The sequence below is a fragment of the Rhodopseudomonas faecalis genome (assembly GCF_003217325.1).
Taxonomy (GTDB): domain Bacteria; phylum Pseudomonadota; class Alphaproteobacteria; order Rhizobiales; family Xanthobacteraceae; genus Rhodopseudomonas; species Rhodopseudomonas faecalis.
On sequence record NZ_QJTI01000001.1, the window covers coordinates 158,454 to 185,181 of the forward strand.

General features: G+C 62.3%; 17 protein-coding genes, 2 tRNA genes and 4 pseudogenes. 8 read left to right on the forward strand and 15 right to left on the reverse strand.

Translation table 11 applies throughout. The features are described 5' to 3' along the window. Window positions 1-236: 236 nt before the first annotated feature. Both BJ122_RS00790 and BJ122_RS00795 read right to left on the reverse strand, forming a co-directional pair. Window positions 237-377: pseudogene (locus BJ122_RS00790) on the reverse strand (IS3 family transposase); the annotation flags it as partial. Between the two features lie 16 nt (window positions 378-393). Further along, window positions 394-1,317 (reverse strand): annotated as a pseudogene (locus BJ122_RS00795) (IS3 family transposase); the annotation flags it as partial. A 64-nt stretch (window positions 1,318-1,381) separates the two neighbouring features. Between BJ122_RS00795 and BJ122_RS00800 the strand changes: the two are divergent. Continuing rightward, window positions 1,382-2,434 (forward strand): IS110 family RNA-guided transposase, encoded by a 1,053-nt coding sequence (locus BJ122_RS00800; protein WP_110779439.1) that lies wholly within the window; start codon window positions 1,382-1,384, stop codon window positions 2,432-2,434. A gap of 239 nt (window positions 2,435-2,673) precedes the next feature. Here the strand turns inward: BJ122_RS00800 and BJ122_RS00805 are convergent. The 7 genes and pseudogenes from BJ122_RS00805 to BJ122_RS00835 form a co-directional block, all read right to left on the reverse strand. Further along, window positions 2,674-2,820, reverse strand: a pseudogene (locus BJ122_RS00805) (transposase); the annotation flags it as partial. A gap of 180 nt (window positions 2,821-3,000) precedes the next feature. Continuing rightward, window positions 3,001-3,252 carry a DUF2442 domain-containing protein gene (locus tag BJ122_RS00810; protein ID WP_110779288.1) on the reverse strand — a complete coding sequence of 84 codons (252 nt, stop codon included), beginning with the start codon at window positions 3,250-3,252 and terminating at the stop codon, window positions 3,001-3,003. A 135-nt stretch (window positions 3,253-3,387) separates the two neighbouring features. Next, a complete protein-coding gene (locus BJ122_RS00815) occupies window positions 3,388-3,981 on the reverse strand; it encodes a DUF1989 domain-containing protein (RefSeq protein ID WP_110779289.1) in 594 nt (197 codons plus the stop codon). A 1,009-nt stretch (window positions 3,982-4,990) separates the two neighbouring features. Beyond that, on the reverse strand, window positions 4,991-5,482 hold the full coding sequence (locus BJ122_RS00820; RefSeq protein WP_110779290.1) for a TIR domain-containing protein: 492 nt from the start codon (window positions 5,480-5,482) through the stop codon (window positions 4,991-4,993). A 12-nt stretch (window positions 5,483-5,494) separates the two neighbouring features. Further along, window positions 5,495-6,370, reverse strand: coding sequence for a DUF4231 domain-containing protein (locus BJ122_RS00825; protein ID WP_110779291.1), 876 nt, complete (start codon window positions 6,368-6,370; stop codon window positions 5,495-5,497). Window positions 6,371-6,447: 77 nt separating this feature from the next. After that, the gene (locus tag BJ122_RS00830; protein WP_110779292.1) at window positions 6,448-6,687 is read right to left on the reverse strand and encodes a DUF2188 domain-containing protein; all 240 of its coding nucleotides are present in this window, start codon (window positions 6,685-6,687) and stop codon (window positions 6,448-6,450) included. A gap of 98 nt (window positions 6,688-6,785) precedes the next feature. Beyond that, window positions 6,786-10,553 (reverse strand): vitamin B12-dependent ribonucleotide reductase, encoded by a 3,768-nt coding sequence (locus BJ122_RS00835; protein ID WP_110779293.1) that lies wholly within the window; start codon window positions 10,551-10,553, stop codon window positions 6,786-6,788. 868 nt (window positions 10,554-11,421) lie between these two features. Between BJ122_RS00835 and BJ122_RS00840 the strand changes: the two genes are divergently transcribed. Beyond that, window positions 11,422-12,192, forward strand: a complete 771-nt coding sequence (locus BJ122_RS00840; RefSeq protein ID WP_110779294.1) for a prolipoprotein diacylglyceryl transferase — start codon at window positions 11,422-11,424, stop codon at window positions 12,190-12,192. 155 nt (window positions 12,193-12,347) lie between these two features. Here BJ122_RS00840 and BJ122_RS00845 read toward each other — a convergent pair whose 3' ends face one another. The 3 genes from BJ122_RS00845 to BJ122_RS00855 form a co-directional block, all read right to left on the reverse strand. Then, a complete protein-coding gene (locus tag BJ122_RS00845; RefSeq protein WP_110779440.1) occupies window positions 12,348-12,959 on the reverse strand; it encodes a hypothetical protein in 612 nt (203 codons plus the stop codon). 532 nt (window positions 12,960-13,491) lie between these two features. Then, complete coding sequence (gene glnA / locus BJ122_RS00850; RefSeq protein WP_110779295.1) at window positions 13,492-14,901, reverse strand: type I glutamate--ammonia ligase; 1,410 nt, start codon at window positions 14,899-14,901, stop codon at window positions 13,492-13,494. Between the two features lie 82 nt (window positions 14,902-14,983). Continuing rightward, window positions 14,984-15,322, reverse strand: a complete 339-nt coding sequence (locus tag BJ122_RS00855) for a P-II family nitrogen regulator (protein WP_027277488.1) — start codon at window positions 15,320-15,322, stop codon at window positions 14,984-14,986. A gap of 415 nt (window positions 15,323-15,737) precedes the next feature. Here BJ122_RS00855 and BJ122_RS00860 point away from each other — a divergent pair, with 415 nt between their 5' ends. Further along, entirely contained in the window at window positions 15,738-17,234 is a 1,497-nt protein-coding gene (locus tag BJ122_RS00860; protein WP_110779441.1) for an NAD(P)H-hydrate dehydratase, read from the forward strand. A gap of 16 nt (window positions 17,235-17,250) precedes the next feature. Here the strand turns inward: BJ122_RS00860 and BJ122_RS00865 are convergent, their stop codons facing one another. After that, window positions 17,251-18,561, reverse strand: a complete 1,311-nt coding sequence (locus BJ122_RS00865; RefSeq protein ID WP_110779442.1) for a multicopper oxidase family protein — start codon at window positions 18,559-18,561, stop codon at window positions 17,251-17,253. 149 nt (window positions 18,562-18,710) lie between these two features. Between BJ122_RS00865 and BJ122_RS00870 the strand changes: the two genes are divergently transcribed. The 5 genes from BJ122_RS00870 (at window position 18,711) to lon (ending at window position 25,828) form a co-directional block, all read left to right on the forward strand. After that, a tRNA-Leu gene (locus BJ122_RS00870) sits at window positions 18,711-18,795 on the forward strand. 150 nt (window positions 18,796-18,945) lie between these two features. Continuing rightward, entirely contained in the window at window positions 18,946-20,307 is a 1,362-nt protein-coding gene (gene tig, locus BJ122_RS00875) for a trigger factor (protein WP_110779443.1), read from the forward strand. 385 nt (window positions 20,308-20,692) lie between these two features. Beyond that, window positions 20,693-21,328 carry an ATP-dependent Clp protease proteolytic subunit gene (locus tag BJ122_RS00880; protein WP_110779296.1) on the forward strand — a complete coding sequence of 212 codons (636 nt, stop codon included), beginning with the start codon at window positions 20,693-20,695 and terminating at the stop codon, window positions 21,326-21,328. A gap of 412 nt (window positions 21,329-21,740) precedes the next feature. Further along, the gene (clpX, locus tag BJ122_RS00885; protein ID WP_027277483.1) at window positions 21,741-23,015 is read left to right on the forward strand and encodes an ATP-dependent Clp protease ATP-binding subunit ClpX; all 1,275 of its coding nucleotides are present in this window, start codon (window positions 21,741-21,743) and stop codon (window positions 23,013-23,015) included. Window positions 23,016-23,401: 386 nt separating this feature from the next. Continuing rightward, a complete protein-coding gene (lon, locus tag BJ122_RS00890) occupies window positions 23,402-25,828 on the forward strand; it encodes an endopeptidase La (RefSeq protein ID WP_110779297.1) in 2,427 nt (808 codons plus the stop codon). An 83-nt stretch (window positions 25,829-25,911) separates the two neighbouring features. Here the strand turns inward: lon and BJ122_RS00895 are convergent. Together BJ122_RS00895 and BJ122_RS00900 are read right to left on the reverse strand one after the other, a co-directional pair. Continuing rightward, a tRNA-Val gene (locus tag BJ122_RS00895) sits at window positions 25,912-25,988 on the reverse strand. A 103-nt stretch (window positions 25,989-26,091) separates the two neighbouring features. After that, window positions 26,092-26,412 (reverse strand): annotated as a pseudogene (locus BJ122_RS00900) (efflux RND transporter permease subunit); the annotation flags it as partial. Between the last annotated feature and the right edge of the window lie 316 nt (window positions 26,413-26,728).

The following is a 26,728-nucleotide window of genomic DNA, read 5'->3' on the forward strand; positions in this document are numbered from 1 at the left end:
TAAAGATAATTTGTAGCCCGGATGAAGCGCAGCGTAATCCGGGGAGATTGTGCTGCGCCTCGACGCCGGTCCCGGATTTCGCTGCGCTCCATCCGGGCTACGCTTGCTGCCGCACGATCCGCTCTCGACCACGCGGCGTCCGGCGGGCATTCTTGTGAATGTTCATCCGGTCCTCCTCCGGGAAAGCATGAAGCATCAGCAACTTCAGCTTGCTCGGTCAGGACCGGGTGGACAACCTATTGAAAGCTCAATCGTCGCTGTTTGATGGTCTCGCGCTTGATCCTTTCGCGTTCGAGGAGAATGGTGTTGCCGCGTCCGAAGTTGACGTCGGCGGGGGTGAGGTTCTTCAGGCTCTCGTGGTAGCGCTGGTGGTTGTGACCTTGCCCCCAAGTTTTATCCAGGTCTGAGTTCGTTCGGGCGGTTGGATGTGCCCATCTGGGCGGTGGCGGGAGCTGGCGCGGAGCTTTCGATATAGCGCAGCGCCAGATCCCGACGCGGATTGCCGGTGGCGGCGAACTCCGATGGCGTCTGCCACCCGAGCTGTGAGTGCGGTCGTGCATCATTGTAGTCGGCTCGCCAGCACCGGAGCGCGACGCAGGCCTGGGCGAGCGAGGTGAACAGCGTTTCGTTCAGCAGTTCATCCCGCAGGCGGCCATTGAAGCTCTCGATGAAGGCGTTTGGCATGGGTTTTCCCGGCGCAATGTAGTGCCAGGCGACACGGCTCTGATCGGCCCATGTCAGGATGGCATTGCTGGTGAACTCGCTGCCATTGTCGCTCACCACCATCTTGGGCTTGCCGCGCTCGGCGACCAGCCGGTCCAGTTCTCGTGCGATCCGGGCGCCCGAGAGCGAGGTGTCGGCCACCAGCGCCAGGCACTCGCGGGTGCAGTCGTCGACCACAGTCAGAATGCGGAAGCGTCGACCATCGGTCATCTGATCCGACACGAAGTCGAGCAACCAGCGCTCATTCGGGAGCACCGGCACGGTCATAGGTGCTCGTGTGCCGAGGGCCCGCTTGCGGCCACCCCTGCGGCGTACTGTGAGCTTCTCCTCACGGTACAGACGGAACAGCTTCTTGTGATTGACCAGGTAGCCCTCACGCTTGAGCAGGACGTGGAGGCGCCGATAGCCAAAGCGCCGGCGCTCATGGGCGATCTCCCTCATACGTTGGCGCAGCCCGGCATCATCGCTCCGGCTCGTCTGATATCTGGCTGTCATGCGGTAGCAGCCGATGGCTTTACACGCCCGCCGCTCGGTCATCTCGTAGGTGGTCACGAGATGACCGACAGCTTCCCGCTTGGCGACGGGCGTTACCATTAATGGGATGGTCCGCCTCGCCCTCCTGCCGCATCATGAGGCTGTTAGACCGAAGGAGGTTGCAATGCCAAAATGCAATGTGCAGCGCCGAGCGGCTGCCTACGGAATTGACATTGGCAAGAACATATTTCACGTCGTCGGCCTCGGAAGCGATGGCGTCCCAGTCCAGAAGGTTCGTTTCCGACGCGACACACTGCTGCAGTTCTTCGAGCGAGCCGCCCCGGCGATCGTGGGCATGGAATCGTGCGCCGGCTCTCAGTGGCTCGCCAGGAAGATACAGGCGCTCGGGCATAAGGTGCGCTTGATCCCAGCACAATTTGTGAAGCCCTACGTCAAATCGAACAAGAGCGACATCATCGACGCGGAGGCAATCGCTGAGGCAGCCACTCGACCGACGATGCGATTCGCTGCACTAAAGAGCGAGGAACAAGCCGATCTTCAGGCTTTGCACCGGGTCCGGGACCAGATGATCGGAACGAGAACGCGTCTGATCAATCAGATGCGGGCCTTCTGCCTTGAATACGGCATCGCTCTACGCCAGGGCGCAGGTCAGTTCAAAGTTGATCTTCCACTGGTTCTCGAGGATCAATCAAACGACCTTTCGCCGGCAATGCGTAAGCTGATCGCTGAGTTGTTCAGCGATCTGCGCCAATTGGAGAAGCGGATTAGTGACGTCACACGCGAGATCGAGGCGATTGCCAGTCGCGAGGATGTGGCTCGACGGCTCATGACGATCCCCGGCATTGGAGCCTTGGGAGCAACCGCACTTCTGGCGGCCGTTGGTTGCGGACGACAATTCCAGAAGGCTCGCGACCTGGCTGCTTGGCTGGGGCTTGTCCCTCGAGAATACTCGACCGGCGGGAAGCAAAGGCTTCTCGGCATCAGCAAGCGAGGAAACCGCTATGTTCGCAAACTTCTCGTGCATGGCGCGCGTTCGTGCTTTCGGCACCTCGATCGAACAAAAGATCGATTGGGGAGCTGGTTGGATGGCCTTCAGGCTCGGATGCATCCCAACAAAGCTGTCGTCGCACTTGCCGCTAAGATTGCCCGGATCGTCTGGGTTGTCCTGACTAAGCCTGGAGCGCTCTACGAACGTAGAGATCCTGCGTTCACCTAACGCTCCTGGCTCGATTGCAAGGCTCGGGAATGGTGATGACGAAACAGTGGATCAACATGCCGTAAGTCCTGTGCAAAAAAGCGGGCTTCGTGCCCGAACCATTTATTGGGAACGGCGTGTGCGAATCTCATCATGGCCTGGCTGCAACAGCAGTCCACTCGCGAGAGGCCGGATACATTTATGCAACTGGAATCGTCATTTGCGATGTCGCGCAGCCCTTGCATGGACGAGGCGGACCATACATTCTTTCCCAGAAGATCCTTCAGGGCGGCATTGTCCAGCATGGCGTCCGCCAACAGCCGCTTGAGCCGCGTGTTCTCGTCCTCCAGCGCCTTCAGCCGCTTGGCCTCCGACACGTCCATTCCGCCGAATTTGGCCTTCCACTTGGCGCTTTTCGGCGGATTACGCTACGCTAATCCACCTACGAGCTTGAAAGATAATTTGTAGCCCGGATGAAGCGCAGCGTAATCCGGGGAGATTGTGCTGCGCCTCGACGCCGGTCCCGGATTTCGCTGCGCTCCATCCGGGCTACAGCTTTCTGCCGAGTTGATCAAATAGCGGACGCGTTATGACCCGACCCGCTCACTTTGGCGGGTGACGTCGCCCCGTCCTGCAAGCAGGCCTGCGACGGATATGTCCTCGTCGAGCTCGTCCCAGTGCAGCCCGACGCGGCTAATCTCGACATTGGTGCGCTGCGATGGCGTTGCGTGCAGCAGGCGAGGGAACCAAGCCAGCGGAATTCCCAAGGTGCGGCCGTCGCTGAGCGCAACCCACATCACGTCGTCGTCGAATTTAACGCTGGTCGCCGAAATGCTCATGCCAAGCCCTTGGGATCAACGAGTGTAGGGCGCAATAGCGCAGCGTATTGCGCCGCCGCGCGGTGTAGGGCGGATTACGCTTCGCTGATCCGCCCTACGGGCTATCGAGCAAATCAGGACTTTAGAAGCTGCCTGTCATTCAATCTCGACGGCAATTGCAGTGCATATTCCCCCATTTGTAGGGTGAAAATCCACGGAACACGCCGTTATAACGAGGAGCAAATCCGTTTCGGCGCGCAACACCACATTGCCTCCAGGTGGATTGTTTGAGGCCAGGACTTCCAAGCGTCCATTTGGTTGAGGCGATGAGTTCTGGAAGAAGTTCACCGGGTCCGGTACAATAGCAGGCTCTATCCCGGCTTCGTGCACCGCTGCCAGCAGATTGTCCCGACAATTCGGATGACCCGACAGTCCGGCTCGCTCGTACAACCCAGGATTGCAGGCCGGGAACAGCGTGTCATGTAGGCTAGGGGAATTGTTCTCGACCAGCGTCAACAATCGCTCGGCACGCTCGCTGTAAAAACATTCGCCGGCAATCGGGAAGAGGCGTTCGGTAATGTCGCGGGTCTGCGACGTGCTGAGCCAATCCAGTCCGCCGCTGGTGGTGAAAGCCCACATATCCGCCACTTGCTGTCCTTCGGGATCGATCACGCGGACATGCTGCCCTTGCCTGACACGGAATCCTCGCCCGGACTGAGGTGGAACAACAAAGTGGCGGAGTGAATTCACGATGATCTACCTCCAGCCGCGAAGGTGTCGCCGGTCGGGCGATCGCGTCGGCCATATTCGAACGCCTGATGGCTCACAATGTCCATCAGCGTCGGTCGCGGAAATCTGCACAGCACGTAGGGCGCAATAGCGCAGCGCATTGCGCCGCCGCGTGGTGAATGGCGGAATACGCTCCGCTATTCCGCCCTACGGGCTTACCCGACCCACAGAAACACGAAATTGGGTTGGACCGAAAGACGGCCGCGTTTCTGGTCTACAGGGCGCGCACCTGATCGGAGACAAGCTTTGGGACTCGCTTCCTTTCCTGAATGACCTCGCGCGATTTGGAATCGGGCCCAATAGTCTCTCGAACGGATCTCTTCTTCCAGAGACCCAACGCGGCGGGGCGGTCTTATACCAAGGGCGCCGCTCTCTGACTCATTTGTGAACGCGAGCCCGGCGCCGATCTGATTCGATGGCGCGGGGAGGATTCGCTCGATGCCATCAGCGGTGCCATTGCGAACGGACTTTTCGGCCGGCGAGCTTCGGCGATTGGCGAAGCGGTCGAAGGACAACAACCAAAGTCGTCGGCTGTTGTCTCTTGCGGCGGTTTTGGACGGGATGAACCGCACCGACGCAGTGCATGGCCGGGAGCAGACACCGTGTAGGATGGGTTGAGCCCTTGCGAAACCCATCGTCCCGAACGCCCGTGCATCGGTAGGATGATTGAGCTCTTGCGAAACCCATCAGCCGCGCAGGTTCGTATCGATGGGTTTCGCAAGGGCTCAACCCATCCTACGTGCTGACCTGCAAACTGCCAGAATAGGTATCTGTAGCCCGGATTTCGCTTCGCTCCATCCCGGCTGCGCTGGCTGGCGGTTGGGGTTCATTGTTGGGCGGGTGAGCGGCGGGAGCCAGCGCGGAGCCATCAGCATAGCGCAGACGTTTAGGGCGCAATAGCGCAGCGTATTGCGCCGCTTAGCGATTGGCGGATTACGCTGCGCTAATCCGCTACGGGCTCTAAATTCGATCAGTCAAACATCTTGTAGGAGTAAGAATATTTTGCTCGTTTTTCGTCATTACTGAGTTGACGATAGAAAGCGGGAAAATTGCTCATTGCGTGCTTCAAGGCGTCCAGCTTATAGGGAATGTGTACAACTGCAGCGCAGTCTCGAATAATTGCAGGACAAAGATCTGAGTCTTGGCCATTCTTTTTGTTGAGGTTCGCAGCAATAATGGGCACCCCGAGTTCTAGCGCTAGCTCCAGTTCCCAGCGCACGTACTTGTATAGATTCTTTGTTTTCTGCCCAACCAAGACCACAACTGCCTTTGACTGACACATTCTTTCTCGCAATTTAGACTTGACATAGTGCTCTCCCTGCGCCCGAGAAGTCATGTTGTCGAGGTCGTGTGCGTCATTGTATTCAAAGTCGATGTTTTTGTTTGCCTTCCATCCCTTTATGTAACCGTAAGCCCACATGTCATTGTCGCCGTCGAATACGATGTAAGCCGTTTCTGTCACTTGATGTATTCCTCAGTCGGATTGTCTTGCGATCCACAGTGTGTGCTCGCGAGAAAATGCTTTCTCCGCGTCGTTCACAAATTCAGAAAATTCCGCGTCTGTTGAGATCGCGTCGGTCTGCATTTTGATGAGGCCAATTTCATGGGCGGTAACAGTATAGGCGGCTGCTAATTCGTTAAACTTCTTGATCTGCATCCAGCCAACCACGGAGGCTGCGATCACAATCAAAGGCTCGATTGGCCAATACAGCCATTCCGGCGCAGCGATACGTCCCAATGCGAGCGCACAGGCCGATACATATACGCATGCACTCACGGCGACCCAGAGGGTCGCCCCCTTCTTGTTGCGTGTCGCTTTTCGAGTGTACCACTCTCTTTGATCAGCAATTCGATTCTTGATGTAGTAAGCTAAGCGATCTTGCATTGTCATTGAGCGGATTTTCCGCATTCCGTCGGTAATCTGGTCGTTGCCAGACCAATCACTAGTGATCTTCTCGGCAGTTGTTCGGTTCTGGGCAAAAATCGAATGAAGCTGATTTCGAAGTTCGGCCTTAGCTTGTTGCTCGTCGCCAGATAGGTGATCGAATGGTGCCGCATGCATAACATAGCGCCAAGTTAAAGTTTTCACGCTTTCGGCGAGTGCGCGGCACCGATACCAGTCTTGCTCTGGCTTGCGCAGTGCCCTTGTGAGCAATACCGCCAAGCCAATCAGGAAAATCATAGCATACGAAAAATAGTACCAAACTCCGTTCAGAAAATTCATGGAGAATACTGCGGCTAGGAAGAGTGCGGCATATTCAACTCTTACCAACAGCAGGAACTGCGATTGAAACTTGTTTGAGGCGTCATCTGAGCACAAGAAGAGAGCCGGATAGTCGGTATCGGTCATTCGGTCTCCGAACTTAGAGTAGGCGCTTGTTGAAATGAACGGGCATGCTATCTGCTTATACGATCGGCTTACTGCGGCTAGTGCTTACGATCCCTCGGAGGGATCGGGTCGTTTCCATAGCTGTCGCTGTCCTGAATGCGGCCGTTGCGCCCATGTTCGACTAGCTCGGTTTGTCGGTCTCGCGCTAACTCCCTTCCTCTGCCCATGGCATCGGACTTGCGCTCAAAATGGCCGCTTGATCTTTCTGATCCCTCGCGCCGGATGTCCCAGCCACCACGATCGCCATTTGGTACCACATGATAATCGCGCTTCGCCATGTTCGGCTCCTATTGCTGCATCTGATATCGTTCATGATATGTTCTGTAATGTGAAGGGCGGCGAGTAGTCGCCGCCCTTCAACCTGTGGACTAGTAGCTCAGCTGCACCCCGTCGTGCTTCCGCAGGTATCGCACTTCATGCAGGTGCCGTTGCGCACCAGCGTGAAGTTGCCGCACTCCGAGCACATCTCGCCCTCATAGCCCTTGGCCTTCGCTTCCGCGCGGCGTTCGGCCTTGGAGGGCGCGGCTTGTTCGCGCACCTGCGTGGTTTTGCCCCGCTGCAGCGCTTCGAGCTTTTCGGTCGGCGACAGATCGTGCTCGGCTTCCTGCTTCAACGCCGTGGTGCCTTCGATCTGATCGGCGACGCGCGCGCTGCTGTGGCTGCCGCCCAGCGAGGTGACGTTGGCGGTCGAGACGCTGCGCGTGGTCTCGGCGCCGGAGGGCTGGCGCATCACCACCAGATTATCGGTGCGCGAGCGGGTCAGGCCCTTCGACAGATATTTGGTGGCCGAGGCCGGGGCAGGGGCGGTGCCATCGGGGGTCTTGCCCTCGGCGATGCCGCGGCCGAGCGCATCAAAACCGCTCTCGGTCGGATCGACATGGGCGAGGTCGAAGCGGCCCATATAGCTCACCGCCAGCTCACGGAACACGTAGTCCAGGATCGAAGTGGCGTATTTGATCGAGTCGTTGCCCTGCACCGGGCCGGCGGGCTCGAAGCGGGTGAAGGTGAAGGCATCGACATATTCCTCGAGCGGCACGCCATATTGCAGGCCGAGCGACACCGCGATCGCGAAATTGTTGATGAAGGAGCGCAGCGCCGCGCCTTCCTTGTGCATGTCGATAAAGATCTCGCCGAGCCGGCCGTCATCATACTCGCCGGTGCGCAAATAGACCTTGTGGCCGCCGACCACCGCCTTCTGGGTATAACCCTTGCGGCGATCGGGCATGCGCTCGCGTTCGCGCATCACCACGATGCGCTCGACCAGGCGCTCCACCACCTTTTCGGAGACGTGGGCGGCGCGCGCCGCCATCGGCTTCTCCAAAAACGCCTCGAGCGCGTCGTCTTCGTCCTCATCGTCGCTGATCAGCTGCGCGTTGAGCGGCTGCGACAGCTTTGAGCCGTCGCGATACAGCGCGTTGGCTTTCAGCGCCAGCTTCCACGACAGCATGTAGGCCGACTTGCAGTCTTCGACCGTGGCGTCGTTCGGCATGTTGATGGTCTTGCTGATCGCGCCGGAGATGAACGGCTGCGCCGCCGCCATCATGCGGATGTGGCTTTCCACCGACAGATAGCGCTTGCCGATCTTGCCGCACGGATTGGCGCAGTCGAACACCGCATAGTGTTCAGGCTTGAGATGCGGCGCGCCTTCCACGGTCATGGCACCGCAGATGTGGATGTTGGCGGCGTCGATCTCGCGCTTGCTAAAGCCGAGCGCGGCGAGCAGGTCGAAATTCGGCTGCGCCATCGCTTCGGCGTCGATTTTCAGCGTGTCCTTGAGGAAGTCCTCGCCAAAAGTCCACTTGTTGAAGGCGAACTTGATGTCGAACGCGGTCGGCAGCGCCTTTTCGACCTTGGCGAGCGCGTCGTCATCAAAGCCCTTGGCTTTCAGCGTGCTGTGGTTGATCGCCGGGGCATTGGCGAGCGAGCCGTGGCCGACCGCATAGGCTTCGATCTCGGCGATCTGGTGCTCGGGATAGCCCAGCACCCGCAGCGCCGCCGGCACCGCGCGGTTGATGATCTTGAAGTAGCCGCCGCCGGCCAGCTTCTTGAACTTCACCAGCGCGAAGTCGGGTTCGATGCCGGTGGTGTCGCAGTCCATGACGAGGCCAATGGTGCCGGTCGGCGCCAGCACGGTGACCTGGGCGTTGCGATAGCCATGCTCTTCGCCGAGCGCCAGCGCCTTGTCCCAGGCGGCCTTGGCGTGCTCGATCACCTGCGGCTGCGGGCAGGATTCGTGGTCGAGCGGCACCGGATTGACGGCGAGCGCTTCATAGCAGCGCGCTTCGCCATGGGCGGCGCGGCGATGATTGCGGATCACCCGCAGCATGTGCTCGGCGTTCTTCTTGTAGCCGGGGAAGGGGCCAAGCTTCTGCGCCATCTCGGCCGAGGTGGCGTAGGCGGTGCCGGTCATGATCGCGGCAATGCCGCCGCACAGCGCGCGGCCTTCCTTGGAGTCGTAGGACAGGCCCATCGACATCAACAGGCCGCCGATATTGGCAAAGCCGAGACCCAGGGTGCGGAATTCGTAGGACAGTTCGGCGATCTGCTTTGACGGGAACTGGGCCATCAGCACCGAGATTTCCAGCACGACGGTCCACAGCCGGCACAGATGCTCGAACGCATCAATGTCAAAGCGGTTCTGCTCGGTGTCATAGAGCGCCAGCAGATTGGCCGAGGCCAGGTTGCAGGCGGTGTCGTCCAAAAACATGTATTCCGAGCACGGATTGGACGCACGGATCTCGCCGGACGCCTTGCAGGTGTGCCAGTCGTTCATGGTGGTGTTGAAGTGCAGGCCGGGATCGGCGCTGGCCCAGGCGGCGTAGCCGATCTTGTCCCACAGATCGCGCGCCTTCAGCGTCTTCACCACCTTCTTGGTGGTGCGGCCGGTCAGATTCCAATCGCCATCGGTTTCCACCGCGCGCAGGAAGTCGTCCTTGAGCGATACCGAATTATTGGAGTTCTGGCCCGAGACGGTGAGATAGGCCTCGGAGTCCCAGTCGGTGTCATAGGTCGGGAAGTCGAGATCCTTAAAACCCTGCTTGGCGAACTGGATCACGCGCTTGATCATGTTGTCGGACACCAGCGCGCGGCGGGCGAGCTTGATCTCGCGGCGCAGCGCCGGGTTCTTCTCCGGATCAAAGCAATCGTCGCCCGAGCCCTGGCAGTTGACGCAGGCCTTCAGCACCGCCTTGAGGTGTTTTTGGTTGATCTTGGAGCCGGTCACCAGTGCGGCGACCTTCTGCTCCTCTTTCACCTTCCAGTCGATATAGGCCTCGATATCGGGGTGATCGACATCGACCACCACCATCTTGGCGGCGCGGCGGGTGGTGCCGCCCGACTTGATGGCGCCGGCAGCGCGGTCGCCGATCTTGAGGAAGCTCATCAGGCCGGACGAGCGGCCGCCGCCCGACAGGCGTTCACCTTCGCCACGAAGGCGCGAAAAATTGGAGCCGGTGCCGGAGCCATACTTGAACAGCCGGGCTTCGCGCACCCACAGGTCCATGATGCCGCCCTCGTTGACGAGGTCGTCCTCGATGCCCTGGATGAAGCAGGCATGCGGCTGCGGATGCTCATAGGCCGACTTGGAGCGGGTCAGCTTGCCGGTCTTGTAATCGACGTAATAGTGGCCCTGGCCGGGGCCATCGACGCCGTAAGCCCAGTGCAGGCCGGTGTTGAACCATTGCGGCGAATTCGGCGCGACCATCTGCTTGGCGAGCATGAAGCGCAGCTCGTCGAAGAAGGCGCGGGCGGAGTCCTCAGACTCGAAATAGTCGCCCTTCCAGCCCCAATAGGTCCAGCAGCCGGCGAGGCGGTCAAACACCTGCTTGGCGGAAATCTCGCTAATATAGCGCTCGTTCTCCGGCAGCTTGGCGAGCGCCTCGGTGTCCGGCACCGAACGCCACAGCCAGGACGGCACGGTCTCTTCTTCGACCTTCTTCAGCCGCGCAGCGACGCCAGCCTTACGGAAATATTTTTGCGCCAGCACGTCGGAGGCGACCTGCGACCAGCCCTCGGGCACTTCCACATTGTCGAGCCGGAACACCACGGAGCCGTCCGGATTGCGAATCTCGCTGGTGGTCAGCCGAAACGCAATCTCCGCATAGGGAGACTGGCCGTCCTTGGTGTAGCGCCGTTCGATTCGCATGGTCTTGCCCCGTTCTCGTTGCCGTCTCCGCCTTAGGCGCGCCGGCGATTTCGTCATATGCAGGCGTTGGCCCGCGGCGGCCGGGTGGTCCCGGTCCTGTTTACTCTGCGCCTGACCCTGGGCCGGCGATGCCGGCAGGGTCCTGCTTCTTCAACGCCTCGCTACTGGTTCAGACCGTTATTCGGTCTGGATTCGCTGAGCTCGCCCATCGGATCGCGCCGGTCGGCCTAAGCCCAGCTGTGAGCCCAACGTGTCAGCCCGGTTCGAGCCCCGTTTGGGTCCATGAAACAGGCACAGATGCGCCGTCCTCCGTTACCTCTATGGTTGACGGAGCTGGCGTTCTGGGCCCGTTATGGAAACGTCCGGCGGGACTGAAGAAACAACGGCGCCGAACGAGCCAAACCTAGGCCGACTCCTTTGTGCCCGTCAAGGATTAGTGCGGGTCTCTAAACGAAACACTAAATGTGGTGGAAAATGGGGATGGTTGCAGGCCGGCGCCGGTTCCTGACCGCTCAAGTATCAGTGAGTCCGCCGTGTTTTTGAAGGGAAAAAGCGGCTCGGAACGGTAGCGGGCCATGCTGCACCCGATGTTCACAGGGCCGGTATTGGAGCCCGCGACGGGCTTGCTTTGCGGCGACTCATATGTCTTCGTTGCAACAGTCCGCCGGTAATTAGTTGCGGCACAAAAAGCCGGCCGACCAGCGCTGTTGCGAGGCATGTGCTGCTGGCGGCGGCCCGTCGCCGTGGATAACTCGACGTCCGGCCAATTGCGCCTAAAAAAGCCATAGGGTTTCTGGAACAAGCGTGCGGCCGCCGGCGTTGCCGCCGGTTGCGCGCCAGACAGATCTCCGTCGGGGACTTAAAAATCTTGAGCCAGAACGATCCCACCAATTCCGCGCTCGCCGCGATTGCCAGCATTTTTGGACCGTCGCGGCGGGTTCCTGCCGAACAAGCGACGGCGCCGGAAGGCGACGCCCGCCAGGCGGAGGAGGCGGCCGCGCCGCCGAGCGCGTCAGGCGGCACCGACGAGCCGCAGGCTGCGTCCGAGCTTTCCGAGGCCAGCAGCGACGATAAGGTTGAAACCGAAGCCGCCGCCGAGCAGCCGGAGCAGGACGCCGAAGCCTCTAACGAACAGGCCGAGGCTGACGAGAGCGCCGGCGACGAGGCTGACGCTGACCAAGCTGCCGCTGACGATAGCGATGCCGGACCGGTTGCCGAGGGCGATCAGCCGGCCGAGGCCGAGCAGGCCGCTCAGCCGAGCGAGGAGGCCGAACCGGCGCAGGACGAGTCAGTGGCCAGCGAGCCGGCTGCGGTCGCGGCGCCCATGGTGCCGATGTCGGATGAGGAGATCGACGGCTATTCGCGCTCCGGTCCGGGACCGCTCGATTCGCTGCGCTTCAAATGGACCGCGCGGCGCGACGAGGACGGCGCGTTCTTTGTCGATGAAACCATCGGCTTTGCGTCGCGGCCGATCAGCACCGGCCCGCTGCCGCGCGAGCAGGTGATCGCCTTCATCGACCAGCGCGCCCAAGAGGCGCAGGAGCGCTTTGACGCGCTGCGCAGCGAGATGATCCGCCCGTCGGCCGAGCGGCAACAGCAGGCCGAGCGCCACTATGAAGATGTGGACGGCGAGGGCTGATCAAGCCCACGCCTCCGACCGCTTCTCCATTGAAGGCCGCCATTTCAGTTCGCTGACGCGAGATGGGTGGCGGCCGTCCGCACGACACCTGTGCCGCTTGAAGGACGTCATACCCGCGACCAGCGCGGGCATGACGAGGGCTGGTTCGGCGTCAGCTATTTGATCTTGGAGAACGCCTGCGAGATTTTGCTCCAGGTGCGCTCATAGACCGCCGCGGTTTCGCCAAGCCCACTCTTCAACGCATCCCAGGTCTCGTCGCCGGCCGCTGACAGCTGGGTGAGTTTGGGGCCGAGGGTCTTTTCGGCTTCCTCGGTCCAGCGTCGCAGCGCCGATTCGACATCCTTGCGGCCCTGATCGACCGCGGCCGCGGCGTTGCTGTGCATGGCCTGCATCGCCGCCTGCACCGATTGCCGCTGCGCTTCGGCGCGGGCCGCCAGCGTCTCCTTGACCAGGTTGGCCTGATCGCCGGAGGTCGCCAAAAACTTCTGGAACGCCAATTCCACCTCGGTCCATTGCGCCGACACCGCCTGCAGCGCGGCGTCGGTCACCTGCTTGGAGGCGCCAAGATCGGCCGACAGTTCGTCGACCTTGGTTTTGAAGGCGTCTTGAGCGGTGCGTAGCTGCGCCAGCGCCTCAGCGCTTTGGGCACTGGCGCTGTCGGCAAGCTTGCCGACCGCTTCCTCGACCTTGGCGAGGGTGGCGGCCGATTCATCGAGCTTCTGCTTGGTCCATTCCAGATAGGCTTGGGTGAGATCGGGGGTCGACATGGCAGCTTCCTTTCGAGTTGCGCCGGCAGCGTGGTTGCCGCGGCGGATGACGAGAAGCAGTCCGCTCTGGTTCATCCGGGGCCGGAGTGGCCGCCGCAAACCAGCGCATCGCATCAATGGCGGGGAGGCGGGCATTGCGCGGCTCCCCAGCCGAGTGCCCCAGCATGACAGCGCGCCATGACCGGAACTTGGCAAAATGCCGCCGCCGATCATCAATCGCGCCGATCTGTGTTGGCCGGAGCCGCTGCGGCTTGGTCGCGAGCGATCCCAGTGCTGGGCTGGATGATGTTACCTTTAGCTTGAGTGGTGGTGACGTTCGGGCGGCCCTGTGCTGCGCGACCGCAGCCAAGATCGTGGCCATGCTACGCGCCTAGCAACTAACCGCAAGATCAACGGCGGTGACGATGAATCACATCGGAGCCATGGCGGCTTGGCCGATTGTCGCAGGCCACGAAAACACCATGAAAAAAGGCGCCCCAGGTGACCAGGGCGCCTTGATCCATTGCGAGACGCGGCAAAAGCCGCGCCGCGATCAGTACGAGTAGTACATCTCGAACTCGACCGGGTGCGGGGTCATTTCGAACCGCGCCACTTCGCTCATCTTCAGTTCGATGAAGGCGTCGATGAAGTCGTCGTCGAACACGCCGCCGACCTTGAGGAAGGCGCGATCCTTGTCGAGGTTTTCGAGGGCTTCACGCAGGCTGCCGCACACGGTCGGGATCTGCTTCAGCTCTTCCTTCGGCAGGTCGTACAGATCCTTGTCCATCGCCGGACCCGGATCGATCTTGTTCTTGATGCCGTCGAGACCGGCCATCAGCATCGCGGCGAAGGCGAGATACGGGTTGGCCATCGGGTCCGGGAAGCGGACTTCGACGCGCTTGGCCTTCGGCGAGGTGGTGTAGGGGATGCGGCACGAGGCCGAGCGGTTGCGCGCCGAGTAGGCGAGCAGCACCGGCGCTTCATAGCCCGGGACCAGACGCTTGTAGGAGTTGGTCGACGGGTTGGTGAAGGCGTTGATGGCCTTGGCGTGCTTGATGATACCGCCGATGTAGTACAGGCAGGTTTCCGACAGGTCGGCATACTTGTTGCCGGCGAAGGTCGGCTTGCCATCCTTCCAGATCGACTGGTGCACGTGCATGCCCGAGCCGTTGTCGCCATAGACCGGCTTCGGCATGAAGGTCGCGGTCTTGCCGTAGATGTGGGCGACCTGATGGATGCAGTACTTATAAACCTGCATCTGGTCGGCCATGTAGGTCAGGGTGTCGAACTTCATGCCGAGCTCGTGCTGGGCCGAAGCGACTTCGTGGTGATGCTTCTCGACCTTGACGCCCATCTTGGCCATGGCGCCGAGCATTTCCGAGCGCATGTCCTGCACCGAGTCCTGCGGCGGAACCGGGAAGTAGCCGCCCTTGGTGCGGATGCGGTGACCGAGGTTGCCGCCTTCATATTCAGTGTCGGAGTTGGTCGGCAGCTCCGAGGAGTCGAGCTTGAAGCCGGTGTTGTACGGAGAGGCTGAATAGCGCACGTCGTCGAACACGAAGAATTCGGCTTCCGGACCGACATAGACCGCGTCGCCGATGCCCATCGCCTTGACCTGAGCTTCCGCCTTCTTGGCGATGCCGCGCGGGTCGCGGTTGTAGGGTTCGCCGGTCGACGGCTCGAGAATGTCGCAGGTCAGGACCATGGTGGTCTCTGCGAAGAACGGGTCGATGCAGGCGGTGGTGGGGTCCGGCATCAGCGTCATGTCGGACTCGTTGATCGCCTTCCAGCCGGCGATCGAGGAGCCGTCGAACATGGTGCCTTCAGTGAAGATCTCTTCGTTGATCATGCTGACGTCGAAGGTGACGTGCTGCCACTTGCCCCGCGGGTCGGTGAAGCGCAGATCGACGTACTTCACGTCGTTGTCCTGGATGGACTGCAGGACTTCTTTAGCGGTCGTCATGGGTACCCCTTGTGTCGCTAGTCGTAAAAGATCGGCAACCGATGCTGGCCGCCAGGGTGATGGGTTCGGTGGGTGGCTAGGGTTAGATCGCGTCGAGGCCCGATTCACCGGTCCTGATGCGGATCGCTTCTTCGATGGTGGAGACGAAAATCTTGCCGTCGCCGATGCGGCCGGTCTGGGCGGCGCGTCGGATCGCGTCGATCGCCTTCTCGACCAGATCGTCCGCGATTACGATTTCGATCTTCACCTTGGGCAAAAAGTCGACGATGTACTCGGCGCCGCGATAGAGTTCCGCGTGCCCTTTCTGCCGGCCGAAGCCTTTGGCCTCAGTGACGGTAATGCCCTGCAGACCAACTTCCTGCAGCGCCTCCTTCACCTCGTCCAGCTTGAACGGCTTGATGATGGCTTCGATTTTCTTCACCTCTGTCCTCCGGCACTTCCGACATCACATGGTAGACGGCCGTTCGCACGGCCGGTTGAACTGCGCAAGCTCCGCGCACCAGATCGATAGCTCTTGCTGATCGGCCGGTTGAAAGCTGCGAGTCGGCCGGACGATGGCATTGCGCAATCGCGGCGGTCGGACCCACTTTCATGTTTGCCGGTAGGCACCACAGTCTGAAACATGCCCCCATGTAAGCAGGGTCTGTGCCAACTCGACGAAAACGCCAATCTTCAAGGATTATCAGATCGTTAATGTGGCCTAAACCTATATCAAGGCAAACCTCGCGCTGGGATAGCTGCCCACTCAAGGTGCGAAAAGATTAAAAAGTATGCATGCTTCCGATCGCAACCTGCGGCACTTTGCCTGAGGTTAGGGCGTTTGTTGAGCTTGAATGATGGAAATCCTCAGTATTCCCGAGATGCAGCGCGCCGACCTGTTGACGATTGCCAACGGGTCATCGGGCTTTGCGCTGATGCTGGCGGCAGGGCGGGCGGTTGCCAGCGCCGCCAATGACCTGGTCGAAGAGGGCCCGATCCTGGTGGTGGTCGGCGCCGGCAATAATGGCGGTGACGGTCTGATCGCCGCCACCGAACTGATGGCGATGGGCCGAGAGGTCTCGGTGATCATGCTCGGCGATCGCGAGGCGCTCAAGGGCGACGCGGCGCTGGCGGCGCGGGAATGGAAGGGGCCGGTGTTCCCATTCCATCCGCAGGCGATCCGGCAGCCGGCGCTGATCATCGACGCACTGTTCGGCGCCGGCCTGAACCGGCCGGTGAAGGGCGACGCGCTGGCGGTGATCGAGGCGATCAATGCTTCCGGCGCGCCGGTGCTGTCGATCGACCTGCCGAGCGGCATCAACGGCACCACCGGCATGGTGATGGGCGTGGCGGTGCGCGCGGTCGAGACCGTGACCTTCTTCCGGCGCAAGCCCGGCCATCTGCTGCTGCCCGGCCGGCTGCATTGCGGCCGGGTGCGGGTGGCCGACATCGGCATCGACGACGCCGTGCTCGATGAGATCAAGCCGCTCACCTTCGAGAACTGCGTGGCGTTGTGGCAGAGCGCCTTTCCGGTGCCGCGCATCGATGGCCATAAATATGGCCGCGGCCATGCGGTGGTGCTGTCGGGCGGGCTGGCGGCGACCGGCGCCGCGCGGCTGGCGGCGCGGGGCGCGTTGCGCGGCGGCGCCGGGCTGGTGACGGTGGCATCGCCGCGCGATGCGCTGGCGGTCAATGCCGCGGCGCTGACCGCCATCATGATTCGCGCGATCGACACCGCAGTCGAATTCGAGACGCTGCTGTCCGACCGCCGCTTCAATGCCTGCGTGATCGGCCCGGGGCTCGGCGTCGGCTACCGCACCCGCGAATTGGTGCAGGCGGCGCTGGCGGCGCCGTGCCGCTCGGTGCTCGACGCCGATGCGCTCACCAGCTTTGCCGATGCGCCGGACCGGCTGTTCGAGGCGATCCGCGCCGCGGGTGCCGAGCTGGTGCTGACCCCGCACGAGGGCGAGTTCCCGCGGCTGTTCAGCGACATGAGCAACAAGAACCCGCTGCGCTCCAAGCTGGAGCGGGTGCGGGTTGCCGCCGAGCGCTCCGGTGCGGTGGTGTTGCTCAAGGGACCCGATACCGTGGTGGCGGCGCCCGATGGCCGGGCCGCGATCGCCTGCAACGCGCCGCCGTGGCTGGCGACCGCGGGTGCTGGTGACGTGCTGTCCGGCATGATCGCGGCGCTGCTGGCCCAGCATGTGCCTACTTTCGAGGCCGCCTGCATCGGCGCCTGGATGCATGGCGAGGCCGGCGGCGAGGCCGGGCCGGGGCTGATCGCCGAGGATCTGCCCGAAGTGCTGCCGGCGGTGTTTCGGCGGCTCTATGACGAGTTCGGCATCGACTATTGAGCGGTGCCGGCCGTCATCATTCGACGGCGTAGCTGCGCAGGAGCCGCGGCGCCGACCATTGCGCGGCCATCGCCTCCAGCAGCCAGCGTCCCGGCTGCTCGGCGGCGAACGCGATTCGCTCGGTCTGCTGCGCGCCGATCGTGAGCGTATCGAGCCAAAACGGCTTCCAGCCGTCATCGAGCCGATCCAGCAGCCGGAACCAGTGGCCGTGCAGGTGAAACACCATCGGCTGCGGGCCGGGATTGCTGAGCGCCAGCACCGCGACCCGGTCGGGCTTGAGCTTGAAGGCTGGCGCGGTGGCGGCGGTGAGGTCGGCCGGCCGCCTCCAGTCCGGGCCGCCGAGCGGTAACTCGACCCGCAGTGCCGATTTCAGATCAAGACGCTCAGGTAAGCCATTGGATGGCAACGGTCCAAGCGGGGCAGCGGGCGCCGCGCGCAGCGCCGGTTCGGCGCCATAGACCAGCCTGCCGAGCGGCCGGGCGCTGCTGCCGTCATGCAGCAGGATCACCGCCTCCGAGCCCGGAGGCCGCAACGCATCGACCATTGCATCGACCCGCGAACCCGGCGCCAGCACCACTTGGCCGGCGCGGGCCACAAACGGCTCGGCCGGCTGGCCGTCCACCGCCATCACCCGCAGATCGTGATCGGCGATTTTGAGCGCTATCACAGAGCGATGGCAGCCATTGATAAAGCGAAGTCGCAGGCGCTGGCCGCTGCGCACCGGCAGCTCGAAGCCCAGTCTGCCATTCAACAGCAGCAGTGAGCTGGCTGGGACGGCGTCGCGGCCCGGCGCCAGAGCGCGGCCATCGCCATCGAGCCGGACGTCCTCGATCAGCAGCACCTCGTCGCGATCGACCGCGACCGGCTCGCGCTCAGCCACTACCAAGGCGCGTACCGGCATCGGTGCCGAATCATCGCCCCACAGCCGCAGGTCGCACAGCCCGGTGCCGGCATGGCGCAGTTTGAGCGGAAAACTGGCGCGCGCCCCGGGCGCGGCCGGTTGCCGCGCCAGCAGCGGCTCGGCGCCGGCGGTGCCGCCGCCGCGGATCGAGAGCAGCGCCGGGGTGGGCAGGGCATTGGCCAGGCTGACCGCAACTTCATCGCCGCGCTGGAACCGCAGGGCGCCGTCGCCACCCGCGCCGATCAGGGTGGCGAGTGCGGTATCTGGTAGCCCCGGACGCAGCGCGCGCGCGCCGATTTGCGCGGTCAGCTCGAGCGGTCGCGGCGCCTGGGCCAGTGCGCCGGGCGCGGCGCTGGCCAAGAAGCCGGTGGCGGCGAGCCCGGTCAGTAGCCGGCGGCGGGTCAGAGCGAGGTCAGGGGCGGTCATCCCCGATCCGGACCATTTTCGCGCGGTTCTGTCCAGCGCGACCCGCGCCCTCAAGATGCCGCAGTCGATGGCTTTTTTGTTGCCGCGAACGCCAAAAGCCATGTTATAAGCCGCCGCCTGCGGCATCGCGGCCGGACATGATGCTCCTCGCGGGCGTGGCGGAACTGGTAGACGCGCTGGATTTAGGTTCCAGTGACGAAAGTTGTGGGGGTTCGAGTCCCTCCGCCCGCACCAAACGCTTTTGCGTTAGCGCATGACGAATTTCCGGAGGACGTATTCGCAAGGATATGTGCCGCCAAACCACCGATGCAGGCGCTGCCGTGCATCGACTACATTGACGAATCCCGGTCTTCGGCCGGGTTAAGCGGGAAGAAGATTGACGCCATGCAGGTCAAGGAAACCGTCGCTGACGGGTTGAAGCGCGAATACCAGGTCACCATTGCGGCCAGCGACATCAGCGGCAAGGTCGATGCCCGGCTCGACGAGCTTAAGGACAAGGTGCGCCTGAACGGCTTCCGTCCGGGCAAGGTGCCGGTTGCTCACCTGAAGCGGATGTATGGCCGCTCGGTGACCGCCGAGACCCTCGAGAAGCTGATTCGCGACAGCAACGATCAGATCTTCACCGAGCGTGGCTTCCGTCTCGCCACCGAGCCGAAGATCACCATGCCGACCGAGCCGCAGGAAATCGAGGACGTGCTCGCCGGCAAGGCCGACCTGAACTACTCCGTGGCGATCGAAGTGGTGCCGACCATCGAACTGGCTGACTTCAAGACCATCTCGGTTGAGAAGCCGGTGGCCGAGGTCAGCGACAGCGACGTCGATGACGCCATCAAGCGCATCGTCGATGCCAACCGCAGCTATGCCGACAAGGGCGAGGGCGCCAAGGCCGAGAGCGGCGACCGCGTCACCGTGTCGTTCAAGGGCACCATCGACGGCACCCCGTTCGAAGGCGGCTCCGCCGAGGGTATTCCGGTGGTGATCGGCTCCGGCACCTTCATTCCGGGCTTTGAAGATCAGCTGATCGGCATGGCGGTCGGCGAGACCCGGGTCGTGAAGTCGACCTTCCCGGAAAACTATGCCAGCGCCGAGCTGGCCGGTAAGGCCGCCGAATTCGAGACCACCGCGACGCTGGTGGAAGCGCCGAAGGACACCGTGGTCGACGACGAATTCGCCAAGTCGCTCGGCATGGAATCGCTCGACAAGCTCAAGGAAGCCGCGCGCGCGCGGCTCGCCGCCGAATATGCCGGCGCCACCCGCATGCGCGTGAAGCGTCAGCTGCTCGACAAGCTCGACGAAGCCCACAAGTTCGATGCCCCGCCGTCGCTGGTGGAGCAGGAATTCGAGCTGATGTGGCGCTCGATCAAGGCCGAGATGGAATCGACCGGCAAGACCTTTGAGAGCGAAGGTTCGACCGAGGAAGCTTCCAAGGAAGAGTACCGCAAGATCGCCGATCGCCGCGTGCGGCTCGGCCTGGTGCTGTCCGAGATCGGCGAGAAGAACAAGATCCAGGTCTCCGACGACGAGGTCGGTCGTGCGGTGATGCAGCGCGCCCGCCAGGTGCCGGGCCGCGAGAGGGAAGTCTGGGAATACTACCGCAAGTCCCCCGAAGCGCTCGCGCAGCTGCGCGCGCCGATCTTCGAGGACAAGGTGGTGGACTTCATTCTCGAACTGGCCACCGTCACCGAGAAGACGGTGTCGCGCGAGGAGCTGTACAAGGACGACGACGCCGACAAGTCGGCGGCCTAAGTTCGCGATGGCGGGCCGCCTCCGTCACGGATGCGGCCTGACCTCATCGATTTGCATTGGTCACGAAAGGGCCGGCGCCGCGCGTCGGCCCTTTTTTGTCGCCCGGCGCTGTCCATGATCGTCCCGGCTATCCTTGGGGTGCGAATCAGGGCCAACTTGCGGTGGATAGAGTGGTCCGCGCGCGGGATGGCTTTACCGCTCGTTAGGGCGAGTCGGCCGATGGTTCCCGCGCGTTGACCGGCTTTGCCGCGGCGGCCTTGTCGCTGGCGATCCGGTCCATATCTGTGTGTCTTGTCTAGCAGTCCTGCATCACGGGACGCGCTGCCAATGCCGGCCCGGCGCAGTGGGTTTGGCGGCGTGCGTCCGACAACCTTCAGGTGAATTTATGCGCGATCCGGTGGAAACCTACATGAACCTGGTGCCGATGGTGGTCGAGCAGACCAACCGCGGCGAACGGGCCTACGACATCTTCTCGCGCCTGCTGAAGGAGCGCATCATCTTCGTGACCGGCCCGGTCGAAGACGGCATGTCCACTTTGATCGTGGCGCAGCTCTTGTTCCTGGAAGCCGAGAATCCCAAGAAGGAAATCTCGATGTACATCAACTCGCCGGGCGGGGTGGTGACCTCGGGTCTGGCGATCTACGACACCATGCAGTTCATCCGGCCGCCGGTATCGACGCTGTGCACCGGCCAGGCCGCTTCGATGGGTTCGCTGCTGCTCGCCGCCGGCGAGAAGGACATGCGGTTCGCGCTGCCGAATGCCCGCATCATGGTGCATCAGCCCTCCGGTGGCTTCCAGGGCCAGGCCACCGACATCATGCTGCACGCCCAGGAAATTCTGAGCCTGAAGAAGCGGTTGAACGAGATCTACGTCAAGCACACCGGCCAGACCTACAAGGCGATCGAGGACGCGCTGGAGCGCGACAAGTTCCTGACCTCCGAGATGGCTCGCGATTTCGGCCTGGTCGACAAGGTGATCGACAAGCGCGCCGAGGAGCCGGCGCCGACGAAGGCACCGTAAAAATGGCTGCACCTCGTGTCAGCACGAGGTGCGCCGAGCGAACCGCAGGTTGATGCTGCATGCCGCGGCCAGCCGCACGAGAGTTCCACAATCGTGCGGTTGCAGTTCAGTGGCAGACGCACAACGCGACCCTGATTTCCCAGATCGAGGGTCGCGCAATCGCCGCAAATCACGCTATTGTCACGCCTTGGTGGCATCCGGCTGATTAGCGAATTCTTGATAGTCGGATGACACCATGGTTGGCTCAAGCGGTTCGACTGAGTTGTTTGGGGGATGCGTAATGGCCGTAAATGGCGCGGCAAGCTGAACCGGGGGTCTTTTTTGGTGCGGTTCTTGCTCCAATTCTAGGCAGCCTTAAGCTTCCAGAATTGGGCGAACGGCGGAAAAGATCGGACGGCGGACGGAGATATACATGAGTAAGGTCGGCACGAGCGACTCCAAGAATACGCTGTACTGCTCGTTCTGCGGAAAGAGCCAGCACGAAGTCCGCAAGCTGATTGCAGGGCCCACCGTATTCATCTGCGACGAATGCGTTGAGCTGTGCATGGACATCATTCGCGAGGAAAACAAATCCTCGCTGGTGAAGTCGCGCGACGGCATCCCGACCCCGAAGGAAATCTGCAAGGTCCTCGACGACTACGTGATTGGCCAGAGCCACGCCAAGAAGGTGCTGTCGGTCGCGGTGCACAATCACTACAAGCGGCTCAATCACCAGACCAAGCACAACGACGTCGAGCTTGCGAAGTCGAACATCCTGCTGATCGGTCCGACCGGCTCGGGCAAGACGCTGCTGGCGCAGACGCTGGCGCGCATTCTCGACGTGCCGTTCACGATGGCCGACGCCACCACGCTGACCGAAGCCGGTTATGTTGGTGAGGATGTCGAGAACATCATCCTCAAGCTGCTGCAGGCGGCCGACTACAATGTCGAGCGCGCGCAGCGTGGCATTGTCTACATCGACGAAATCGACAAGATTTCGCGCAAATCCGACAATCCGTCGATCACCCGTGATGTATCGGGCGAGGGCGTGCAGCAGGCGCTCCTGAAGATCATGGAAGGCACGGTTGCGTCGGTGCCGCCGCAGGGTGGCCGCAAGCATCCGCAGCAGGAGTTTTTGCAGGTCGACACCACCAACATCCTGTTCATCTGCGGTGGTGCGTTCGCGGGCCTCGAGAAGATCATCTCTTCGCGCGGCCGGACCACCTCGATCGGCTTCGCCGCGCAGGTGCTGGCGCCTGAAGATCGCCGCACCGGCGAAATCTTCCGGCATGTCGAGCCCGAGGATCTGCTGAAATACGGCCTGATCCCGGAATTCGTCGGTCGTCTGCCGGTGGTGGCGACGCTCGAGGATCTTGACGAGAACTCGCTCAAGAAGATCCTCACCGATCCGAAGAACGCGCTGGTCAAGCAGTATCAGCGGCTGTTCGAGATGGAGAACATCGAACTCACCTTCGCCGACGAGGCGCTCGGTGCAGTGGCGCGCAAGGCGATCGAACGCAAGACCGGCGCGCGCGGCCTGCGCTCGATCCTGGAAGCGATCTTGCTGGAAACGATGTTCGACCTTCCGGGTCTGGAAGGCGTCGAGGAAGTGGTGATCTCGCGCGAAGTCGTCGAGGGCACCGCGCGGCCGCTCTACATCTACGCGGATCGCTCCGATCGCGCCGCCGAGACCAGCGCCAGCGCCTGATCGCGCGGCGCCAGAGCAAGATTGATCGCGGGACTCGCGCAAGCGAGGGCCCGCGATTTTTTTGCTGCGGAACGGCCGTTTTCGCTTGGAACTTGACCGTGGATAACGCGGTCTTAAGCGCGTTGTCCGGGCCGCCGCCATCGCCGCGACGCATTGTTCGCACACCGATAACGATTGAAGTAACCGCCAACAGGCAGCGGCTTGACACCTATCGGGGGGATCGCCACCTTATGCGTTGGCGACTTTCAAACTAGTCGGATTCGCCATCTCGATACCGGAAACGTGGAGCCTGATGCGGCCGAACCGACCGGACCACCTCAGCACCTTGTGGCAGTGGCGCGTTGTTGCGGGCTGCGAGCAGGGGGGCGCAGCAAAAGGAATGGGCCATGACCGCTTCCAAACCCCGGCCGACGATCGTCCACGGAGAGAGCCACGCCTATCCGGTGTTGCCACTGCGCGACATCGTCGTGTTTCCGCACATGATCGTCCCGCTGTTCGTCGGCCGCGAAAAGTCGATCCGTGCGCTCGAAGAGGTGATGAAGAGCGATGCGCTGATCATGCTCGCGACGCAGAAGAATGCGTCCGACGATGATCCGGCGCCGGACTCGATCTATGAGATCGGCACGCTGGCGAGCGTGCTGCAGCTTTTGAAGCTGCCCGACGGCACCGTGAAGGTGCTGGTCGAAGGCCTCGAGCGCGCCAAGGTCGAGAACTACACCGACCGTTCCGAATACTACGAAGCCACCGCCGTGGCGCTCGCCGACACCGATGCTACTTCGGTCGAGGCCGAGGCGCTGGCGCGCTCCGTGGTGTCGGACTTCGAGAGCTACGTGAAGCTCAACAAGAAGATTTCGGCCGAGGTGGTCGGCGTCGTGCAGGCGATCACTGATTTCGCCAAGCTCGGCGACACCGTCGCTTCGCATCTCGCCGTGAAGATCGCCGATCGGCAGAGCATTTTGGAGACGCTGTCGGTGACGCAGCGGCTCGAGAAGGTGCTCGGCCTGATGGAGAGCGAAATCTCGGTGCTGCAGGTCGAGAAGCGCATCCGCTCGCGCGTCAAGCGCCAGATGGAGAAGACCCAGCGCGAGTACTATCTCAACGAGCAGATGAAGGCGATCCAGAAGGAGCTCGGCGACGACGAAGGTCGCGACGAGCTGGCCGATCTGGAAGAGAAGATCGCCAAGACCAAGCTCTCCAAGGAAGCGCGCGAGAAGGCGCAGCACGAGCTCAAAAAGCTGCGGCAGATGTCGCCGATGTCGGCCGAAGCCACCGTGGTGCGCAACTATCTCGATTGGCTGCTGTCGATCCCGTGGAACAAGAAGTCCAAGGTCAAGAAGGACCTGGCCTCGGCGCAGGAAGTGCTCGACAGCGATCACTATGGCCTCGAGAAGGTCAAAGAACGCATCATCGAGTATCTGGCGGTGCAGAGCCGCGCCAATAAGCTGACCGGCCCGATCCTGTGCCTGGTCGGCCCCCCCGGCGTCGGCAAGACCTCGCTCGGCAAGTCGATCGCCAAGGCCACGGGGCGCGAGTTCGTGCGCGTGTCGCTCGGCGGCGTGCGCGACGAAGCGGAGATCCGCGGTCATCGCCGCACCTATATCGGCTCGATGCCTGGCAAGATCATCCAGTCGATGCGCAAAGCGAAGACCTCGAACCCGCTGTTCCTGCTCGATGAGATCGACAAGATGGGCGCCGATTTCCGCGGCGATCCGTCCTCGGCGCTGCTCGAGGTGCTCGATCCGGAGCAGAACACCACGTTCAACGACCACTATCTCGAGGTCGACTACGATCTGTCGAACGTGATGTTCATCACCACGGCGAACACCCTGAACATTCCGGGGCCGCTGATGGATCGTATGGAGATCATCCGCATCGCCGGCTACACCGAGAATGAGAAGGTGGAGATCGCGCGTAAGCACCTGATCCCGAGCGCGCTCACCAAGCACGGTCTCGCCGAGAAGGAGTGGTCGATCGACGACGAGGCGTTGCTGCTGATCATCCGCCGCTACACCCGGGAAGCCGGCGTGCGTAATCTCGAGCGCGAAATCTCCACACTGGCCCGCAAGGCGGTGAAGGAGCTGATGCTTTCGAAGAAGAAGGAAGTGAAGGTCACCGAGAAGTCGGTCGAAGACTTCCTCGGCATCCCGAAATTCCGCTACGGCGAGATCGAAAGCGACGATCAGGTCGGCGTGGTCACGGGTCTGGCCTGGACCGATGTCGGCGGCGAGCTGCTGACCATCGAAAGCGTGATGATGCCCGGCAAGGGCCGCATGACGGTCACCGGCAATCTTCGCGATGTGATGAAGGAGTCGATCCAGGCGGCGGCGTCTTATGTGCGCTCGCGGGCGATCACCTTCGGCATCGAGCCGCCGTTGTTCGAGAAGCGCGACATCCACGTGCACGTGCCGGAGGGGGCGACCCCGAAGGACGGCCCGTCGGCTGGCGTGGCGATGGCCACCACCATCGTCTCGGTGCTGACCGGCATTCCGATCCGCCGCGACATCGCCATGACCGGCGAGATCACGTTGCGCGGCCGGGTGCTGCCGATCGGCGGTCTTAAGGAGAAGCTGCTGGCGGCCGCGCGTGGCGGCATCAAGACGGTGCTGATCCCGGAGGACAACGCCAAGGATCTCACCGAGATCTCGGATGCCATCAAGGGCGGGCTGACCATCATCCCGGTGGCGCGCATGGACGATGTCATTCCCCATGCTCTGGTGCGCAAGCCGGTGCCGATCGTCTGGGAAGAGCCGACCACGGTCGCCGCCGCCCCGGATGCCGCCGACGAAGCCGGTGGCGGTCTGACCGCGCACTGAGGCCAAGCCGCACAATCATTGCGACGGCGCTCCGCAAGGGGCGCCGTTTGCTTTTGGGGGATGGCAGACAACACTGAAGGGGATGGTGGGCGGCGAGAGATTCGAACTCCCGACCCTCTCGGTGTAAACGAGATGCTCTAACCAGCTGAGCTAGCCGCCCGATTGGCGTTATCTACCCGTTGGCTGGTGTCTGCGCAAGGCGACCGCGCCGGTCCACAAGGCGAGCTTGCGCAGCCGCCACAGCCGCCGTCCTCCGCCGCAGGTCAAACCGCCTCCGAGGCCGGTTTGGTTTTCTTGCGATTGCTGATGCGCTGCAGCACCGTGAAAAACGCCGGCACGAACAGCACCGCGAGCCCGGTCGAGGCCAGCATGCCGGCCACCACGGCGATGCCGAGCGACACCCGCGCGCCGGCGCCGGCGCCCGAGGCGAAGGCCAGCGGCAACATGCCGAGGATGAAGGCGAATGACGTCATCAGGATCGGCCGGAACCGCAGCCGTGCCGCCTCGACCGCGGCTTCGGCCGCGCTCATGCCCTCCTGGCATTTTTCGCGGGCATATTCGACGATCAGAATCGCATTTTTGGCGATAGCACGCGGCCCTTTTTCACCGCTTCGCCGTCGGAATAATCGACGCTTTCGAGAAAGCCCTGGACGCGCGCTTCAAGATCGATGGTGGCAACGGCAGCGGTGTTGCCGGTGAACTCGGCATAGAGCGTGACGGCCGATTTGTCGGGTGGCCACCGCGACTTTAGCCGGCGGCGGCGCCGCGTATTTGTTTGGCCCCTTGCATACCGACAGCATCAAGGGCGCACATCACAACAGCGACGCTCCCCGTCGCTGTTACAGACGGTAGCGAGGCAAGGCGTCCCTGATCATCTCATGATCTCCATCATGTCGTGCG